This is a genomic window from Micromonospora sp. NPDC005161, from assembly GCF_053599855.1.
In genome coordinates this window covers 162034-178589 of sequence record NZ_JBSFYQ010000012.1, presented here as the reverse complement: position 1 = coordinate 178589, position 16556 = coordinate 162034, and the positions used below count along the sequence as shown (strand labels likewise).

The 16556-nt window shown below is 72.9% G+C and carries 19 protein-coding genes; 11 read left to right on the top strand and 8 right to left on the bottom strand.

The genetic code is table 11. From position 1 onward, the window contains the following. Positions 1-296: 296 nt before the first annotated feature. From ACWD5O_RS14745 to ACWD5O_RS14735, 3 genes are all read right to left on the bottom strand, one after another. Positions 297-2018 (bottom strand): DEAD/DEAH box helicase, encoded by a 1722-nt coding sequence (locus tag ACWD5O_RS14745; protein WP_354963127.1) that lies wholly within the window; start codon positions 2016-2018, stop codon positions 297-299. Positions 2019-2240: 222 nt separating this feature from the next. Continuing rightward, on the bottom strand, positions 2241-2903 hold the full coding sequence (locus ACWD5O_RS14740) for a trimeric intracellular cation channel family protein (protein WP_354963128.1): 663 nt from the start codon (positions 2901-2903) through the stop codon (positions 2241-2243). Positions 2904-2943: 40 nt separating this feature from the next. Next, positions 2944-3162: a DUF3039 domain-containing protein gene (locus ACWD5O_RS14735; RefSeq protein WP_007456912.1), complete on the bottom strand. Its 219-nt coding sequence runs from the start codon at positions 3160-3162 to the stop codon at positions 2944-2946. An 89-nt stretch (positions 3163-3251) separates the two neighbouring features. Here ACWD5O_RS14735 and ACWD5O_RS14730 point away from each other — a divergent pair, with 89 nt between their 5' ends. Then, the gene (locus ACWD5O_RS14730) at positions 3252-4184 is read left to right on the top strand and encodes a pseudouridine-5'-phosphate glycosidase (protein ID WP_354963129.1); all 933 of its coding nucleotides are present in this window, start codon (positions 3252-3254) and stop codon (positions 4182-4184) included. After that, positions 4181-5080: a carbohydrate kinase family protein gene (locus ACWD5O_RS14725; RefSeq protein ID WP_450085592.1), complete on the top strand. Its 900-nt coding sequence runs from the start codon at positions 4181-4183 to the stop codon at positions 5078-5080. Before ACWD5O_RS14730 ends, ACWD5O_RS14725 begins: the two co-directional genes overlap by 4 nt. Before the next feature lie 30 nt (positions 5081-5110). Here the strand turns inward: ACWD5O_RS14725 and ACWD5O_RS14720 are convergent, their stop codons facing one another. Further along, positions 5111-5467 carry a DUF3099 domain-containing protein gene (locus tag ACWD5O_RS14720; RefSeq protein ID WP_449935150.1) on the bottom strand — a complete coding sequence of 119 codons (357 nt, stop codon included), beginning with the start codon at positions 5465-5467 and terminating at the stop codon, positions 5111-5113. 107 nt (positions 5468-5574) lie between these two features. On the opposite strand from ACWD5O_RS14720, the gene ACWD5O_RS14715 reads away from it, so the two are divergent. Beyond that, a complete protein-coding gene (locus ACWD5O_RS14715) occupies positions 5575-5862 on the top strand; it encodes a hypothetical protein (protein ID WP_231930849.1) in 288 nt (95 codons plus the stop codon). A 14-nt stretch (positions 5863-5876) separates the two neighbouring features. Next, positions 5877-6188 carry a hypothetical protein gene (locus tag ACWD5O_RS14710; protein ID WP_449935280.1) on the top strand — a complete coding sequence of 104 codons (312 nt, stop codon included), beginning with the start codon at positions 5877-5879 and terminating at the stop codon, positions 6186-6188. A 21-nt stretch (positions 6189-6209) separates the two neighbouring features. Here ACWD5O_RS14710 and ACWD5O_RS14705 read toward each other — a convergent pair whose 3' ends face one another. Next, positions 6210-6800 carry an HhH-GPD-type base excision DNA repair protein gene (locus ACWD5O_RS14705; RefSeq protein ID WP_450085591.1) on the bottom strand — a complete coding sequence of 197 codons (591 nt, stop codon included), beginning with the start codon at positions 6798-6800 and terminating at the stop codon, positions 6210-6212. A 53-nt stretch (positions 6801-6853) separates the two neighbouring features. Next, positions 6854-7333 carry a MarR family winged helix-turn-helix transcriptional regulator gene (locus ACWD5O_RS14700; protein WP_450085590.1) on the bottom strand — a complete coding sequence of 160 codons (480 nt, stop codon included), beginning with the start codon at positions 7331-7333 and terminating at the stop codon, positions 6854-6856. A gap of 105 nt (positions 7334-7438) precedes the next feature. Between ACWD5O_RS14700 and ACWD5O_RS14695 the strand changes: the two genes are divergently transcribed. The 3 genes from ACWD5O_RS14695 to dtd all read left to right on the top strand — a co-directional run bounded on the left by ACWD5O_RS14695 (position 7439) and on the right by dtd (position 10430). Continuing rightward, positions 7439-8287 (top strand): alpha/beta fold hydrolase, encoded by an 849-nt coding sequence (locus ACWD5O_RS14695; protein WP_449935143.1) that lies wholly within the window; start codon positions 7439-7441, stop codon positions 8285-8287. Between the two features lie 236 nt (positions 8288-8523). Beyond that, positions 8524-10008, top strand: a complete 1485-nt coding sequence (locus ACWD5O_RS14690; protein ID WP_450085589.1) for a DUF7782 domain-containing protein — start codon at positions 8524-8526, stop codon at positions 10006-10008. Beyond that, positions 10008-10430: a D-aminoacyl-tRNA deacylase gene (gene dtd / locus ACWD5O_RS14685; RefSeq protein WP_450085588.1), complete on the top strand. Its 423-nt coding sequence runs from the start codon at positions 10008-10010 to the stop codon at positions 10428-10430. Before ACWD5O_RS14690 ends, dtd begins: the two co-directional genes overlap by 1 nt. 91 nt (positions 10431-10521) lie before the next feature. Here dtd and ACWD5O_RS14680 read toward each other — a convergent pair whose 3' ends face one another. Next, a complete protein-coding gene (locus ACWD5O_RS14680; RefSeq protein WP_450085596.1) occupies positions 10522-11310 on the bottom strand; it encodes a sporulation protein in 789 nt (262 codons plus the stop codon). A gap of 244 nt (positions 11311-11554) precedes the next feature. Here ACWD5O_RS14680 and sigB point away from each other — a divergent pair, with 244 nt between their 5' ends. From sigB to ACWD5O_RS14660, 4 genes are all read left to right on the top strand, one after another. Beyond that, positions 11555-12559: an RNA polymerase sigma factor SigB gene (gene sigB, locus ACWD5O_RS14675; protein WP_354963135.1), complete on the top strand. Its 1005-nt coding sequence runs from the start codon at positions 11555-11557 to the stop codon at positions 12557-12559. A gap of 122 nt (positions 12560-12681) precedes the next feature. Next, positions 12682-13059 carry an ArsR/SmtB family transcription factor gene (locus tag ACWD5O_RS14670; protein WP_449935139.1) on the top strand — a complete coding sequence of 126 codons (378 nt, stop codon included), beginning with the start codon at positions 12682-12684 and terminating at the stop codon, positions 13057-13059. Beyond that, positions 13056-13562 carry an SRPBCC family protein gene (locus tag ACWD5O_RS14665; protein WP_450085587.1) on the top strand — a complete coding sequence of 169 codons (507 nt, stop codon included), beginning with the start codon at positions 13056-13058 and terminating at the stop codon, positions 13560-13562. Before ACWD5O_RS14670 ends, ACWD5O_RS14665 begins: the two co-directional genes overlap by 4 nt. Continuing rightward, entirely contained in the window at positions 13559-13966 is a 408-nt protein-coding gene (locus tag ACWD5O_RS14660; protein ID WP_450085586.1) for a VOC family protein, read from the top strand. Before ACWD5O_RS14665 ends, ACWD5O_RS14660 begins: the two co-directional genes overlap by 4 nt. Before the next feature lie 23 nt (positions 13967-13989). Here the strand turns inward: ACWD5O_RS14660 and ACWD5O_RS14655 are convergent, their stop codons facing one another. Then, a complete protein-coding gene (locus tag ACWD5O_RS14655) occupies positions 13990-16545 on the bottom strand; it encodes a bifunctional acetate--CoA ligase family protein/GNAT family N-acetyltransferase (RefSeq protein ID WP_450085585.1) in 2556 nt (851 codons plus the stop codon). Positions 16546-16556 lie beyond the last annotated feature (11 nt).

Below are 16556 nucleotides of genomic sequence, written 5' to 3'. Positions count from 1 at the left end.
CACCCCGAGGGTGTCTCCGGTCGGCTTTTCTCTGCGCGCGCCCCGCGCCCCGCGCCCCGCGCCCCGCGCCCCGCGCCCCGCGCCCCGCGCCCCGCGCCCCGCGCCCCGCGCCCCGCGCCCCGCGCCGGAGATCGTGCTCGATCCAGGATTTAGTGGTCTCGCCGACGCGCCGATGCCACTACATCCTGGATTTGGCACGATCTTGGCGAGGTGACGCCGCTGGGGAGGGCGGGCGGTCGCCGATCGCGGCCAGGTCGCGGTCTGGATGGTCCGGTGCTGCGGATGCGGCGGGTGGGTCAGAGGGTCTGCACGGTGGCGATGCGTTCCTCAAGCTGTTCGATGGTGGCCTGGGCGCTCGGCGGGCCGCCGCAGATCCGGCGCAGCTCGGCGTGGATCTTGCCGTGCGGCTGGCCGGTGCGGTGGTGCCGGGCGGCCACCAGAGCGTTCAGCTGGCGCCGGAGCGCCACCCGGCGCTGGGCGGCACTCATTGGTGCCGGCGGCGCCGCGACGGGCGTACCGGCCGGCTGAGCGGCCCGGTCGGCGCTGCGGCGGCGCTGCTCGGCCTGCCGTTTGGTCAGCAGCAGAGAGACCTGGTCGGCGGTGAGCAGGCCGGGCAGGCCGAGGTACTCCTCCTCCTCGGGAGTGCCCGCCTGGGCCGCCGTGCCGAATGACGCGCCGTCGAAGATCACCTGATCCAGCTCGGCGGTGGCCGAGAGCGCCGCGAACCGCTTCTCCAGCTCACCGCTGGCCTGATCGTCGCGCTGCGCCCGCTCCAGCAGATCGTCGTCGAAACCGTCCGATTCCTTGGGCTTGCCGAGCACGTGGTCCCGCTCGGTCTCCATCTCGCTGGCCAGCCCGAGCAGGTGCGGCACGCTGGGCAGGAAGACCGACGCGGTCTCCCCGGGCCGGCGGGCCCGGACGAACCGGCCGATCGCCTGGGCGAAGTAGAGCGGGGTGCTGGCGCTGGTGGCGTAGACCCCGACGGCGAGCCGCGGGATGTCCACCCCCTCGGACACCATGCGCACCGCGACCAGCCACCGCTGCTCGGAGGCCGCGAACGTCGCGATCCGTGCGGACGCGCCCACGTCGTCGGAGAGCACCACGGCGGCCTTCTCGCCGGTCACCTGCTCGATCAGCTTGGCGTACGAGCGGGCGGACTGCTGGTCGGTGGCGATGATCAGCCCGCCGGCGTCGGCCATCCCGGCGTTGCGCAGGACGGTGAGCCGGGCGTCGGCGGCCCGCAGCACCTGCGGCATCCAGTCCCCGGCCGGGTCCAGAGCGGTACGCCACGCCTGCGCCACCAGATCCTGGGTCATCGGCTCACCGAGCCGGGCCGCCAACTCCTCGCCCGCGTTGGTCCGCCAGCGGGTCTCACCCGAGTACGCCAGGAAGAGCACCGGCCGGACCACGCCGTCGCGCAGCGCGTCCGAGTAGCCGTACACCGAGTCGGCGCGGGAGCGCAGCAGCCCGTCACCGCCGCGCTCGTAGCTGACGAACGGGATCGGGTTGTCGTCGGAGCGAAACGGCGTCCCGGTGAGCATCAGCCGGCGTACGGCGGGCTCGAAGGCCGCCTTCACCCCGTCGCCCCAGGTCCGGGAGTCGCCCGCGTGGTGGATCTCGTCGAGGATGACCAGGGTGCGTCGGGTCATGGTGCGCCGCCGGTGCACCTGCGGGGCCATCCCCACCTGCGCGTAGGTGACCACCGCGCCGTGGAAGTCGGCCGCGGAGTGCACGTCGGCGTTGCGGAACGCGGCGTCGAGCTGGATACCCACCCGGGCCGCGGCCTCGGCCCACTGGTTCTTGAGGTGCTCGGTCGGGGCGACGACCGTGACCGCCTCGATGGTGCCGTCACCGAGCAGCTCGGCCGCGATCCGCAGGGCGAAGGTGGTCTTGCCGGCGCCGGGTGTGGCGACCGCGATGAAGTCCTCGCTGCGCCGGCGCAGGTACTCCACCAGGGCCTTGCGCTGCCAGGCACGTAGTGCCGGGAACGTCTCGAGCACCGGCGTCCGGGCTGCCACGCGAAGCTCCTCTCCGACCGCACGACGGCGGACCCCGGGCGAGGGCCACGAGTACCGCCGCCCATGAAAACGCCTCCGCGCAGAAGCTGCCGCGAAGGCCGACTCAGCATAACCAGCGCGGGCCCCACGGCCCAGGCGACGCCACGCTGGTCACATCCACCACCCAGACCCCGGGCCCACCGGGGTCACGGAAAGCCCCCGCCGACCCGTCGGCTTGAGCCCTCACCAGTCCCGGTCGGTGCGCGGATCCGCGCCACCGCTACGGGGCGGGCGCAGCGTCGCTACCGGGACGGACCAGCGCCGGCGCAGGGCGATCAGGCGCAGCCCGAAGACCAGCACGGCGGCGGCGGTGAGCGGCAGCGGCCCGGTCTGGTCGGTGACGTACAGCAGCACCACCACGACCGATCCGACCAGGGCGACGACCGCGTAGATCTCCCGGCGCAGCACCACCGGGATCTCGGCGGTGAGCAGGTCCCGGCCGAGGCCGCCGCCGATCGCGGTGAGCATGCCGATCAGGCAGGCGCCGACCGCCGGCACCCGGGCGTCGAGCGCCTTGAGCGTGCCGGTCACGGTGAACAGCGCGAGGCCCGCCGCGTCCAGCACCAGCACCGTGGTGCGTAGCCGGGCCAGCTGCGGGTGCAGCCAGAAGACGGCTAGCGCGGTGACGGCGGCGGTCGCCGCGTACCGCCAGTCGGCGAAGGCCAGCGGCGGCACCTCGTCGATGACCAGGTCCCGGAAGATTCCGCCGCCGAGGGCGGCCACGAAGCCGACGAACGCGACGCCGAAGAGGTCGAGCCGCTTGGCCACCGCGGCCGAGGCCCCGGACGCGGCGAACACCGCCACCCCGGTCAGGTCGGCGAAGAGCAGGGCGGTGGAGGTGGTCACCGCCGCAGGCTACGTCGCCGGCCGGGACAGCGGCCGTCGTTCACTCGCGGTACGAGTCGTAGATCTCCTTGCACTTGGGGCAGACCGGCGAACCCGGCTTGGCCGCCTTGGTGACCGGGAAGGTCTCCCCGCAGAGCGCGACGACGAAGGTGCCCATGACGGCACTCTCGGCGATCTTCTCCTTGCGGACGTAGTGGAACATCTCGGGACCGGTATCGGCGTCCTTCAGCTCCGGACGCTCGAGAACCTCTGTGCTCACGTCTGCACCTCCGACCGTCAAGTTTGGCAGGTCATCACGGCCGGGTCCACTTGAGGCCGGCCGCGGCCCCACCCCGTACCGTGCCCCCCGTGACTGACTTTCGCATCAGCTACGGCACCGAGGTGGCCGACGCCCTGCACGACGGCCGGCCCGTCGTCGCCCTGGAGAGCACCATCGTCTCGCACGGCCTGCCCCGGCCGGCGAACCTTCGGGTGGCTCGGGAGATCGAGCAGGCGGTCCGGGACGCCGGGGCGGTCCCGGCGACGATCGGCATGATCGGCGGCGAGCTGGTGGTCGGCCTGGACGACGCGCAGCTAACCCGCCTGGCCACCGTCGATGGAGTGACCAAGCTCTCCGTCCGCGACCTCGCGGTGGCGGCGGCGACCGGCGCGGACGGCGCCACCACCGTGGCCGCGACCAGTGCGGTGGCCGCCGCGGCCGGGATCGGGGTGTTCGCCACCGGAGGGCTCGGTGGGGTGCACCGGGAGGCCGCGCACACCTTCGACGAGTCGGCGGACCTGATCACCCTGGCCCGGACCCCGATCGCCGTGGTCTGCGCCGGGGTCAAGTCGATCCTCGACGTGGGCGCGACGCTGGAGCGGCTGGAGACCCTGGGGGTCGCCGTGGTCGGTTACCGCACCCGCCGGTTCCCCGGCTTCTACCTCACCGACGGAGGCTTCGACCTGGACTGGTCGGTCGACTCGGCGGAGCAGGTCGCCGCCGTGCTCGCCGCCCGTGACGGGCACGCCGTGCACGCCGGTGGCCTGATCGTCGCCAACCCGCTGCCGGTCGACGAGCAGCTCGACCCGGAGCTGCACGACCGGACCCTCACCGAGGGTCTGGCACTGCTGGAGCGGGACGGGGTGACCGGCAAGGCCGTCACCCCGTACCTGCTGGCGCATTTCCACTCGGCCACCGAGGGCGCGAGCCTGGCGGTGAACGTCCGGATCATCCTGCGCAACGCCGATCTGGCCGCGCGGATCGCGGTCGCCGCCGCTCGCGCCAACGCCGACCCGGCATGACCCGACCGGCCCGGGTGGTCGTCGTCGGGGACCTGATCACCGATGTGGTCGCGGTGCTGTCCGGCCCGCCCGCGGCGGGTTCGGACACCGCCGCCGACATCACTCTCGGCGGCGGCGGGCAGGCGGCCAACACCGCCGCCTGGATCGCGGCGCAGGGGGTGGATGTCACGCTTGTCGGCGCGGTCGGCAACGACGACGCGGGGCGCGACCGGGTGGCCGAGCTCGACCGTGCGGGGGTCGACTGCGCGGTCGACCGGGTCGAGGGCGTCCCGACCGGCACGGTGATCGTGCTGGCCACCGACGGCGAGCGCACGATGATCAGCCAGCGGGGCGCGAATCTGCGGCTCAGTGCCGAGCATGTCGAGCGGGCCCTCGCGGCGGTGCCCGACGCTGGGCACCTGCACCTGTCCGCGTACACCCTGCTGGACGCCGAGTCGCGCGGCGCCGGGCTGCGGGCGCTGGCCGCCGCCCGCGAGCGCGGGCTCACCACCAGCGTCGACGCGGCCTCCGCGGCGCCGCTGCGGCGGGTCGGCGCGGCGGCCTTCCTGGGTTGGGTACGCGACGTCGACCTGCTGCTGGTGAACGCGGACGAGGCGACGGTGCTGGCCGGCGGGCTGGACCCGGCGGCGCAGGGGCGGGCGTTGTCGGCGACGGCCCGTCGGGTGGTGGTCAAGCGGGGCGCGGCCGGCGCGGTCTGGGTGGACCGCTCGGCCCCGGTCTGCGTGGCCCCGGCCCGGCGGGTGGCGGTGGTGGACGTCACCGGGGCGGGCGACGCCTTCGCGGCCGGTCTGCTCACCGCCTGGCTCGCCGGCGCCGCCCCGACGGCGGCGCTGAACCGCGCCGCCGACCTGGGGGCCGTGGCCGTCTCCACCGTCGGAGCCCGGCCACGGCCGTGACCTGCCGGACCCTGGCCCGCCCGTGGTGGGTCAGGGTTCGGCGTCGATGACCTTGTGCGGGCGTTCCTCGGCGGTGAGGCTCATCGGCGGGGTGTCGTCCTGCAGTCGGGGGTGGAACCGGTTGGCCAGCCGGTGCTGCTCCTTGGGCGGGCGGTCGTTGGCCAGCAGCACGGCCAGCCACGGGATGAGCACCATGCCGAGGGCGCACAACGGCAGCCAGAGCCAGAGCAGTGGGGCCTTCGCGCCGACCAGGATCGCGCCGAGAATGATGCACGCCACCCGGATGCCCATCATCAGCACATAGCGGCGCTGACGGCTGGTGAGCTGGTCGTTCTGGCTGCGCGAGGCGTCGGTGATCAGAAGCGGCTGGTACGCCTGACGCTTCACGATGAACCTCCTCGAGGGGATTACGACCCATCCTGTCACCGCGAGGCCGTGATCAGCGAAATTTGACTCATGCCGGTGCGTGTTACGCGCGTGGTACGCTCCGCGACGTGGGCAGCAGGTTCAGCTTCACCGACGAGGCGTTGGCCAACCTGAGGGTCTACGACGTCACGCCCGGGGAAGTCTGGGAGGCGCTGCACAGCGCCCGACGGGTGATCCGCCACCTGGGCGACGACGTGATGGTGGTCTACGCCGCCGCCCGGCGGGGCCGCCGACTGGCGGTGCTGCTCGCCGAGGCCGACGGCGCCGACAACGACTGGGACATCCTCTCCGCCCGGGAGCTGAGCGACGTCGAGTCCAAGCGCTACGACGAGGCCGTGCGGAGATCTCGCCGATGAGGAGGGCCGTGACGATGCACCGTAACGACGCGACCAAGCAGTTCCACAGCGGCGACGACCGGATCGCCGAGCTGATCGACCAGAGCCCGGCGGTGGACCTGCCCACCCCCGACACCGACGTGCCGATGGTGAGCCGGTCGGTCCGGCTGCCGCTGGAGACCTACGAGCGGGTGCGGGCCGCCGCCGACGCCCGCGGCATCGGGGTCACCACGCTGATGCGGCAGTGGATCGAGGCTGGCCTGGCCGACCTGGACGACTCCACCACCGTCTCGCTCGCCGACGTCCGGCGCGCGCTGGCCTCGTTGGCCCACCCCACCGCCGCCTGAGCGAGCGGGCCGGCCGGGTCGTCAGCCGTCGGCTGACTTCGCCTTCGCGGCCGCCTTCATCTGCTGCTTGTACTCCCGCACCCTGCGCAGCGAGTCGGCGTCGGTGACGTCGGCCACCGACCGGTACGCGCCCGGGTCGCCGTAACCGCCGGCCGCCTCCCGCCAGTCCTGCGGGGTCACGCCGAACCGCTTGCCGAGCAGGGCCACGAAGATCTGCGCCTTCTGCTTGCCGAAGCCGGGCAGCTCGGCGACACGCCGGAACAGCTCCGGCCCGTCGGCGACGTCCGACCAGAGCCTCTCGGCCTCGCCGTCGTAGCGGTCCACCAGGACCTGACACACGTCCTGCACCCGCGCCGCCATCGCCTTCGGAAACCGGTGCAGGGCGGGCGGGGTGGCGAAGAGTGCGATCAGCGCCTCCGGGTCGTACCCGGCCAGCTCCGCCGCGTCCAGGTCGTGGCCGAGCCGCTGCGCCAGCACGTACGGCGAGGAGAAAGCCTTCTCCATCGGCACTTGTTGATCAAGGACCATGCCGAGGAGCCTGGCCAGCGGGCTGTGCTCCAGCAGCCGGTTGGCCTCCGGGTCGATGGGCAGCACAAGCGTCATGCCTGCCATCTTGCCCTGCCCGCGATGGGAGACACGACCACCGTCGACGGTGACACCCTGGACTAGTCGGCGGCGGGTGGTGAGCCGGGCGTGGTCCGCAGGCGGGCGAGCGCCTGCGGCGTCAGGTGTCGTGCGAGCGTGTCCAGCGCGGCATGGATGTCTGCGATGTGTTGTGGGTCGTCGGTGCCGAGCGCTGCGGCGAGGACACCGTCGATGGGTGCCGAGCGGACCTGGGCCACGCGGTGGGAGACCGCCGATGCGGGCCGTACCAGCAGGCGGCGGCGGTCGGTGGGGTCGGCGGCGGTGTCGATGGCGCCGGCCTCGCGGAGCCGGGCGACACATGCCGACACCTTGCTCTGCGGAAACCCGGTCCGCTCGGCGATCTCACCGACCGAGCTGCCGGGATGGGCCCGGATGTCGCTGGCGACGATGAGGACCGACCGTTGGCTGGTGGAGTGCTGGCCGACGCCTTCGGTCGGGATGGCGTCCTCGCCGATCTTCATAAGGGTGCGCCCCAACAGGAACAGCTCGATTCCATTCACGTCCCGACGTTACATCAGAACCGATGCATCATTCTTGATGCATCTGATCTGATGGGTTACGGTGATCTTCAGATCGGCCCGACCGCGACCCCTGGAGGACCCCTGATGACCACCACCCAATCCACCCGGACCGGCACCCTCTCGGTCCCGGGTGCCGACCTGTACTACGAGGTCCGGGGCACCGGACCGCTCCTGCTGATCAGCCAGAGTGGCGAAGGTGACGCCAATCGCAGCAGCGACCTCGCCGACCACCTCACCGCCGACTACACCGTGGTGACCTACGACCGCCGAGGGCTCTCTCGCAGCACGCTCACCGACCCGGCACGGCCAGGCACGCTGCCCGAGCACGCCGACGACGTGCACCGCCTGCTGGCCACCCTCACCGACGAGCCGGCTCTCATGCTCGGCTGCAGTCTCGGCGCAGTCATCGGACTGCACCTCGTGGTCCGTCACCCCACCCAAGTCCGCGCCCTCGTCGCGCACGAACCCGTGGCCCCCTGGCTGCTACCAACGAACGAACGCGCCCCCCACGAACGAGAACTGTTCGAACTCCAAGGCACTTACCGCACCGACGGTTTGTCCGCCGTGTTCCCGCAGATCGCCCGCGTCCTCGGCATCGACCCGGCCAACCAGGACACCGAGCCGGATCTGACCCCGCAGCCGATGACGTCCCAACGGATAGCCAACTTCGACCTGTTCATCCGGCACGACTTCACCGCCGTCGTGCGAGACACGCTCCCGGTGACCGACATCGCCGGGTTGATCGAAACCCGCATCGTGCCCGCCGCCGGCCGCACCACCCCACGCACCGTCTTCGACTACCGCTGCGCCGAAGAACTGGCCCGCCTCCGCGACACCGAACTCATCGAATTCCCTGGCGGACACAACGGCGACACCACCCACCCGGCCGCGTACGCCACCGAACTGCGTCGCGTTCTCCGCGACGCTGACTGAGACCGGTTCTGAGGGCCGCCCTTTCCATGGTTAGGCCATGTGTTGGTCAAGGACCATGCCGAGGAGCCTGGCCAGCGGGCTGCGCTCCAGCAGCCGGTTGGCCTCGCGGTCGATGGGCAGCACGAGCGTCATGACCCCATCCTGCCCGGCCGCCGACCCGGGACGAACACCGACGCTCCGGGTTCGATCCGGCGGGTGCCGCGGACCGGGCGCGCGGCGGGGGGCAGGATGGCGGTGTGGACGAACACGACATGCTGCTCTCCCCTGCCGGCGTCGACGCGTTGCGCACCGCGCTGACCCGGGCCGGGTTCACCAGCAACGGGATCGCGGGTCGGCTCGGCTCGCAGGCCACCGGCGCGGTCGCGCGCAACGACTACCGGGCCGCGCTGAAGGCCACCGAGGAGCGCGACCCGCTCGGCACACTGATCCGGGTGTTCATCTGCGACCAGACCGAGTCGGAGGCGACCGTGGCCGCCGCGCTGGCTCCGCTGAGTGTGGCGGAGGCGGTGGCCGGTGGGCTGGTCGAGCGGCACGGCGACGGCCTGCGCGCCGGCGTCGACCTGGAGCCGTACGGCGACGACTGGTGGGTGCTCGCCGACGTGCCGGCCAGCGCCCGGCCGGGCCGACCGCTGCACTCCGAGCACGTGCTCGGCATCGGCGGGGCCACCCAGACCCTGATCGGCGCGACCGTCCGCCGGCCGGTCGACACCGCGCTGGATCTCGGCACCGGCTCCGGCATCCAGGCCCTGCACCTGGCCACCCACGCCGGCTCGGTGACCGCCACGGACCTCTCGGAGCGGGCCCTGCGCTTCGCCGCGACGACCGCCGCCCTCAACGGCCAGGACTGGGAACTGCTGCGCGGCGACATGGTCGCACCGGTCGCCGGCCGCCGCTTCGACCTGGTGGTGAGCAACCCGCCGTTCGTGGTCGGCCCCGGCACCACCACGCACGTCTACCGCGACTCCGGCCGGGTGGGTGACGCGATCGGCGCCGAGCTGGCCGCCGCCGCCCCCGGCCTGCTCACCGAGGGTGGCACCATGCAGTACCTGGCGAACTGGGTGCACGTCGCCGGTGAGGAGTGGGACGAGCGGGTGGCCGGCTGGTTCGCCGGGACCGGCCTGGACGCCTGGGTGATCCAGCGCGAGGTGGCCGACCCCATGGCGTACGTCAACCTGTGGCTCACCGATGTCGGCGAGAGCGCCGACCCGGAGCGGATGGCCGCCTGGCTGGACTGGTTCGACGCGCACAAGGTGGAGGCGATCGGCTTCGGCATCGTGTCCCTGCGCCGCGGCGGGCACGACGACCCGGTGGTCCGGGTGGAGGAGCTGCGCCAGCGGGTGCAGCCGCCGCTGGGCGACCAGGTCGCCGCCTGGTTCGACCGTCAGGACTTCCTGCGGGTACGCGACACCGAGGCGCTGCTCGCCGAGCGCTACCGGGCCGCCGACGGCCTCCAGCTGCGCCAGGAGGCCACCATGGGCGACGAGGGCTGGGCGGTGGACCGGCAGGTCCTCGCGATGCCGGACGGCCTGCGGTGGACCGAGGAGGTCGACCCGCTGGTGCTGGCGCTGGTCGGCGGGGCCGACGGCCGGCTGCCGCTACGTGACCAGCTCGCCCTGCTGGCGGCGGCGCACGAGGTCGAGCCGGACGAACTGGCCGAGGCGGCGGGGCCGATCGTCGCGCACCTGGTGGAGCGGGGCTTCATCGCGCCGGTGCCCGGCTGATGCGGGCGGTGGTGCAGACGGTCGGCCGGGCCAGCGTGACGGTCGACAGCGCGGTGGTCGGCGCGATCGAGGACGGGTTGCTGGTGCTGCTCGGGGTGACCCACACCGACACGCCGGAGACCGCCCGGACGATGGCCCGCAAGGTGCACGAGCTGCGGATCCTCGACGACGAGCGGTCCGCGGCCGACACCGGTGCACCGGTCCTGGTGGTCAGCCAGTTCACCCTCTACGGCGACGCCCGCAAGGGCCGCCGTCCGAGCTGGACGGCCGCCGCCCCGGCCGAGGTGGCCGAACCGCTGGTCACGGCCGTCGTCGAGGCGCTCCGCGAGCACGGCGCCAAGGTGGAGACCGGCCGCTTCCGCGCCCACATGCTCGTCGAGAGCACCAACGTCGGCCCCCGCACGATCCTGCTCGACCTCTAACCGCCCCAACCCCGTTGATCATGAAGTTATCGCCCGCCGCGGCGGCGTGTCGGGACAACAACTTCATGATCAGCCGGCGGTTGCGACCCGGTCAGGAGAAGAGGCCGCGGCGGGAGAGGGACTGGCGGAGCCAGCCGTCGAGTTCGGCGGTCCAGTCGGTGCGGTCGGCGGTGGCGTGGTCGACCGTGAAGCGGCCGAAGGCGTCCCGACCCTCGGTGAAGACACCGCCGCGCTTGTCGACCTCCAGCACCACCTGCATCTGCTGCGGGTCGGCGATGAAGGTGACCTCCAACTGGTTGATCGAGCGGGCGTACTGCGGCGCCGGGTTGAACTCGATCTCCTGGTAGAACGGCAACGTCTGCCGGACGCCGTAGATGTGCCCACGCTCCACATCAGCGCGGGCGAACCGGAACCCCAGCCGCAGCAACGCGTCGAGCAGCCGCTCCTGTGCCGGCAGCGGGTGCACCGAGACCGCGTCCAGGTCACTCTTGTCCACCGCGCGGGCCACCTCCAGCTCCGTACGCAGCCCCATCGTCATGCCGTGCAGATGCTGCCCGTACAGCTCGGTGACCGGTGTCTCCCAGGGCACGTCGAAGCGGAACGGGATGTCGTGTCGCTGCCCGGGCTCCAGCCGGAACGCACCGGTGACCTGCTGGCGGTGGAACTCCTGAGTGGTGTCGTAGTCGTTGTCGCCGCTCTCCACCTCCACCCGGGTGACCAGCCCCAGCGCCACGTGGTCGATGTCGACCTGGTGGTCACCGCCGATGACCTGGATACGGCCCTCCAACTGGCCGCCCGGTCGGCAGTTCGGGTTGGTCAGCACCGTCTCCACCGACGGGCCGCCGACCCCCATCGCCTGCATGAGCCGCTTGAAGACCACGTCGTTCTCCATCTCCTGTCGCCGCCGACCGTGGGTGGCCGACCGTCGGCACGGTAGCCGGGGCGGGCAAGGACACACCGGGGCGACACACTCCCGCCCCGATCCGACCGGATTCCTGTCGGGTGCCCGATCGCCTCACTCCCGTTTTACGCCCCGCCCGCCAAGCTGTGTGTCACACCGGCACCACTGGGCCGGAGACACGGCACAGACGTGGACACGGGGAGAGACAGAGATGGTCCTGCAGATGACGGAAAACCGGACGCGCCCGGCCGCCAGCACCGACACCGACGGGGTCACCGAGGTCCTCGTCGACCTGGACGCCACCGACGAGCGCGGCATCTCCACCGACCTGGTCCGGGCCTACCTCAACGGGATCGGCCGGACGAAGCTGCTGACCGCGGCTCAGGAGGTCGACCTGGCCCGCCGGATCGAGGCCGGCCTGTTCGCCGACGAGAAGCTGGCCACCTGCACCCCCGTCTCACCGGAGCTGCGGGCCGATCTGGAGCTGATCGTCGCGGAGGGCCGGGCGGCCAAGAACCACCTGCTCGAGGCGAACCTGCGGCTGGTGGTCAGCATCGCCAAGCGCTACACCGGACGCGGGATGGCGTTTCTCGACCTGATCCAGGAGGGCAACCTCGGCCTGATCCGCGCGGTGGAGAAGTTCGACTACGCCAAGGGCTACAAGTTCTCCACGTACGCCACCTGGTGGATCCGGCAGGCGATCACCCGCGCGATGGCCGACCAGGCCCGCACCATCCGCATCCCGGTGCACATGGTGGAGCAGGTCAACCGGATGGTGCGGGCCCGCCGCGAGCTGGCGGTGACGCTGGGCCGTGAACCCACCGTCGCGGAGGTCGCCCGGGCGCTGGACATCCCCGAGTTCCAGGTCATCGAGCTGATCTCCTACGACCGCGAGCCGGTCAGCCTGGACCAGGCCGTCGGCGACGACGGCGAGAGCGCGCTGGGCGACTTCGTGGCCGCGGTGGACCCGCGCGTTGAGCCGGGCGACGCGGCCGCGCAGGGCGAGCTGCGCAACGAGGTGAGCATCGTGCTGGCCACTCTCTCCCAGCGGGAGCAGGCGGTCATCCGGCTCCGGTTCGGGCTGGACGACGGCCGGCAGCGCACCCTGGACGAGGTCGGCCGGGAGTTCGGCCTGTCTCGGGAGCGGATCCGGCAGATCGAGAAGGTGACGCTGCTGAAGCTGCGCGCGCCGGAGCGCGCCCAGCGCCTGGAGGCGTACGCCTGCTGACGCACCGGTCCCACGGAAGGCCCTGGCGGTTCGCCGGGGCCTTCCGTGTTGTCGAGGTGCTTGACGGTGACGTCGATCCGCGATACAAACCACATGGTTATGAAACTAGGAGGTTATAAGCGGTGGGCACCGAACTGCTGGACGCGACGTTCGCGGCGCTGGCCGATCCGACCCGGCGGGCCATCCTCGCCCGGCTCGCCAGAGGTGCGGCGACCGTGACGGAGCTGGCAGAGCCCTTCGCGATGAGCCAGCCGGCCATCTCCAAGCACCTCAAGGTGCTGGAACGTGCTGGCCTGGTCAGCCGCGGGCGGGACGCCCAGCGACGGCCGTGCCGACTGGAGGCCCGACCGCTGCGGGAGGCGACGGCCTGGCTCGCCAATTACCGCGACTACTGGGCGGAGAGTTACCAGCGCCTCGATGCCCTGCTCGACGAACTCCAGACCGTCGAGGAAACCGCCGCCGAGCGCCGGCACGCCCAACCGGACGGGACCGACGGATGACGGGCGTCGACGACCCGCTCGTCGTGCACACTCCCGGCGACCGGGAGATCGTGCTGAGTCGGCTGTTCGACGCGCCGGCACACCTGGTGTTCGCCGCCTTCACCCAACCCACACTGCTGGTTCGGTGGTACGGCGCGCGCGGCTGGCGGCTGGCGCAGTGCGACGTCGACCTGCGGGTCGGCGGGCGGTGGCGGTTCGTGTCACTGGGCCCGCGAGGGGCCCGGATGGTCCAGGCTGGGGTCTACCGGCAGATCGAGCCACCGCACCGGCTGGTCTGCACCGAACTCTTCGACGACCAGTCCTACCCGGGCGAGACGCTGGTCAGCCACGCGTTCACCGAGCTGGCCGGACGGACGACCGTCACCATCACGCTGCGCTACGCCACCCCCGAGGGACGGGACACCGTGCTGCGCTACCCGATGGCCCGGGGCGTCGGGCAGAGCTTCACGCGGCTCGCCGACCTGCTGCGCCTGACAACGACGATGCGAGGAGAGACACCGTGAACTGGACGTTGGAAGTGGTGGTCGTGCCGGTCTCCGATGTGGACCGGGCGAAGACGTTCTACGCCGACCGGCTCGGCTTCGCCGTCGACCACGACACGGTGATCGGCGACGACGTGCGGATCGTCCAGCTGACCCCGCCCGGCTCCGGCTGCTCCGTCGTGATCGGCAGGGGCGCCGTCCCGGACATGCCGCCGGGTTCCCTCAAGGGCCTGCAACTGGTGGTGCCCGACCTGGAGCGGGCCCGCACCGAGCTGGTCGAGCGGGGTGTGGAAGTCAGCGAGATCCAGGTGTTGGGCGCCAACCCGAGCCCCATGCCGCACCCGCTGGACAACGTCGGCTTCGTCTTCTTCGCCGACCCGGACGGCAACGCCTGGGCGGTCCAGCAGATCTCCAGCCGCGCCTGACGGCACCCGATGACGGAGGGCACTCACAGGCGGCGGGGGCCGGTGTCCGGGCGGGCGGCCACGCCGCCGACCTGCACCTGCGCGTGCAGGACCGAGATGCCGTCCGGGCGGGCGAGCACCGGGTTGAGGGTCAGCGACCGCACCCGGGGCTGCTCGTCGGCGAGCTGACCGACCCGCAGCAGCAGATCCGCCAGGGCCGTCCGGTCGACCGGGGCGGCGCCCCGGTGCCCGCGCAGCAGCGGCGCCGCCCGCGGCTCGTCGACCAGCTCGGCGGCGTCCCGGTCTGTCAACGGCACCGCACGCCAGGCTCGGTCGCCGAGCAACTCGGTGGCGACGCCGCCCAGACCGAAGCCGACAACCGGCCCGAACGCCGGATCCTCCACCAGCTCCACCACGCAGGCCACGCCGGGCGCAACCATCGGCTGCACCAGGACGTCCGCGCCGAAGACCGCCGCCAACTCGGCGTACGCCCGGCGGACCGCCGGCTCGTCGGGCAGGTCCAGCCGGACCGCGCCGAGGTCGAGCCGGTGCCGCAGCCTCGGCGCGGCGGCCTTGAGCGCCACCGGGAAGCCCAGCCGCGCCGCCGCGTCGACCGCGCCGCCGACCGAGTCGACCGGCACCGACGCCACGACGTCGACGCCGTACGCGGCCAGCAGCGCGATCGGGTCGGTGGCGTCGGCGCGCAGCGCGGCCGGTGCGGCAGCCCGGTCGATCCGGGGCAGCTCGGGTGCCACCCCGGGCTGCCGGCGCAGCCACTCGGCGTACCGGTGCACCCGGGCGAGGGCCCGCACCGCCTCCTCCACGCCGCCGTACGCCGGCACCCCCGCCGGCAGCCGGCCGACCAGGACGGTCGCCACGGTCGGCTTGCCCAACGCGAGCACCGCCGGCAGCGCGGCGGTGACGTCGGCGTCCACACCGGTCAGCTGGCCGGGCAGCGGTGGGGCGAAGACGACCACCAGGGCGTCCACCCGGTCGTCGTCGGCCGTCTCGGCCAGCGCGGTCGCGAACTCGGCAGCGCCGGCGTGCGGCCCGACGTCGCGGGGGTACCCGTCGACGACGGTGAGGCCCTGCCCGGCGCAGGCGCTGGCGGCCAGGCCGGTGAGTGCCGAGGAGTTGCCCACCACGCCGACCCGGCCACCGGCGGGCAGCGGCTGGTTGGCCAGCAGCACCCCCACGTCGAGCAGCTCCGGCACGGTGTCCACCCGGATCACCCCGGACTGGGCGAAGAGCGCGGCCACGGCCACCTCGTCCGGGCCGGCGGTGTCGCCCACCCCGACCGGGCGGGCCGGCGAGGCGAGCGCCACGACCGGTTTGGCCCGGCCGATCCGCCGGGCCAGCCGGGCGAACTTACGCGGATTGCCGAACGTCTCCAGGTACAACATGATCACGTCGGTGGCGGGGTCGTCCTGCCAGTACTGCAGCAGGTCGTTGCCGGAGACGTCCGCCCGGTTGCCGGCCGAGACGAAGCTGGACAGCCCCAGGCCGCGCCGGTCAGCCTCGGCGAGCAACGCCACCCCGAACGCGCCGGACTGGCTGAAGATGCCGACCCGTCCGGCCGGCGGCAGCGCCGGGGCGAGGGTGGCGTTGAGGCGTACCGCCGGGTCGGTGTTGGCCACGCCGAGACAGTTCGGGCCGACCACCCGCATCCCGGCGGCGTGCGCCGCCCGGACCAGAGCCCGCTGCGCCGCCGCGCCCTCGGCGCCGGCCTCGGCGAAGCCGGCGGAGATGACCACCAGGCCGTGCACGCCGGCGACCGCGGCGTCGGCCACCACCGCGGTCGCCGCCTCCGGCGGCACCGCCACCACCGCCAGGTCCACCGGCACCCCGGCGTCGACCGCCGACGGGTACGCGGGCAGCCCCGCCACGGTCGACGCGCTCGGGTGCACCGGCACCACCGCGCCGGTGAAGCCGCCGTCGCGCAGGTGCCCGAGCACCGCCGCGCCGACGCCCTGGCCGGTCGCGCTCGCGCCGTAGACGGCGATGCCGTGCGGGGCGAGCAGCCGGGCGATCGAGCGGGCCTCGGTACGGTGCTCCCGGCCGCGCTGCACCTCCAGCGTGGCCTCGGTGGGCGCGATCGGGAAGTTGAGGTGCACCACCCCGTCGGCGAACTCGCGCTGGACCTGGTAACCGAAATCGGCGAAGACCCGCAGCATCTGCCCGTTGGCCGGCAGCACCTCGGCGACGAAGCTCATGATGCCGTTGCGCCGGGCGGCGTCGGCCAGGTGCTCCATCAGCACCGAGCCGATGCCCCGGCCCTGGTGGGCGTCCTCCACCACGAAGGCGACCTCCGCCTCCGGGGCCTGCGGGCCCAGCCGTTCGTAGCGGCCGACCGCGACGATCCGGTCGCCGGCCAGCACCACGAACGCCTCCCGATCGTGGTGGTCGACCGTGACGAAGCGGATCAGATCCCGCTCGGGGATGCGCGGGTACGGCGAGAAGTAGCGCAGGTAGCGGGTGCGGTCGGAGAACCGGCCGTGCATCGCCACGATGGCCGGCGCGTCATCCGGCCTGATTGGCCGCAACTGGACGGTGCTGCCGTCGCTGAGCAGCACGTCCACCGGCTGGTCCACGGTGGTCACCGGCGCGGTCC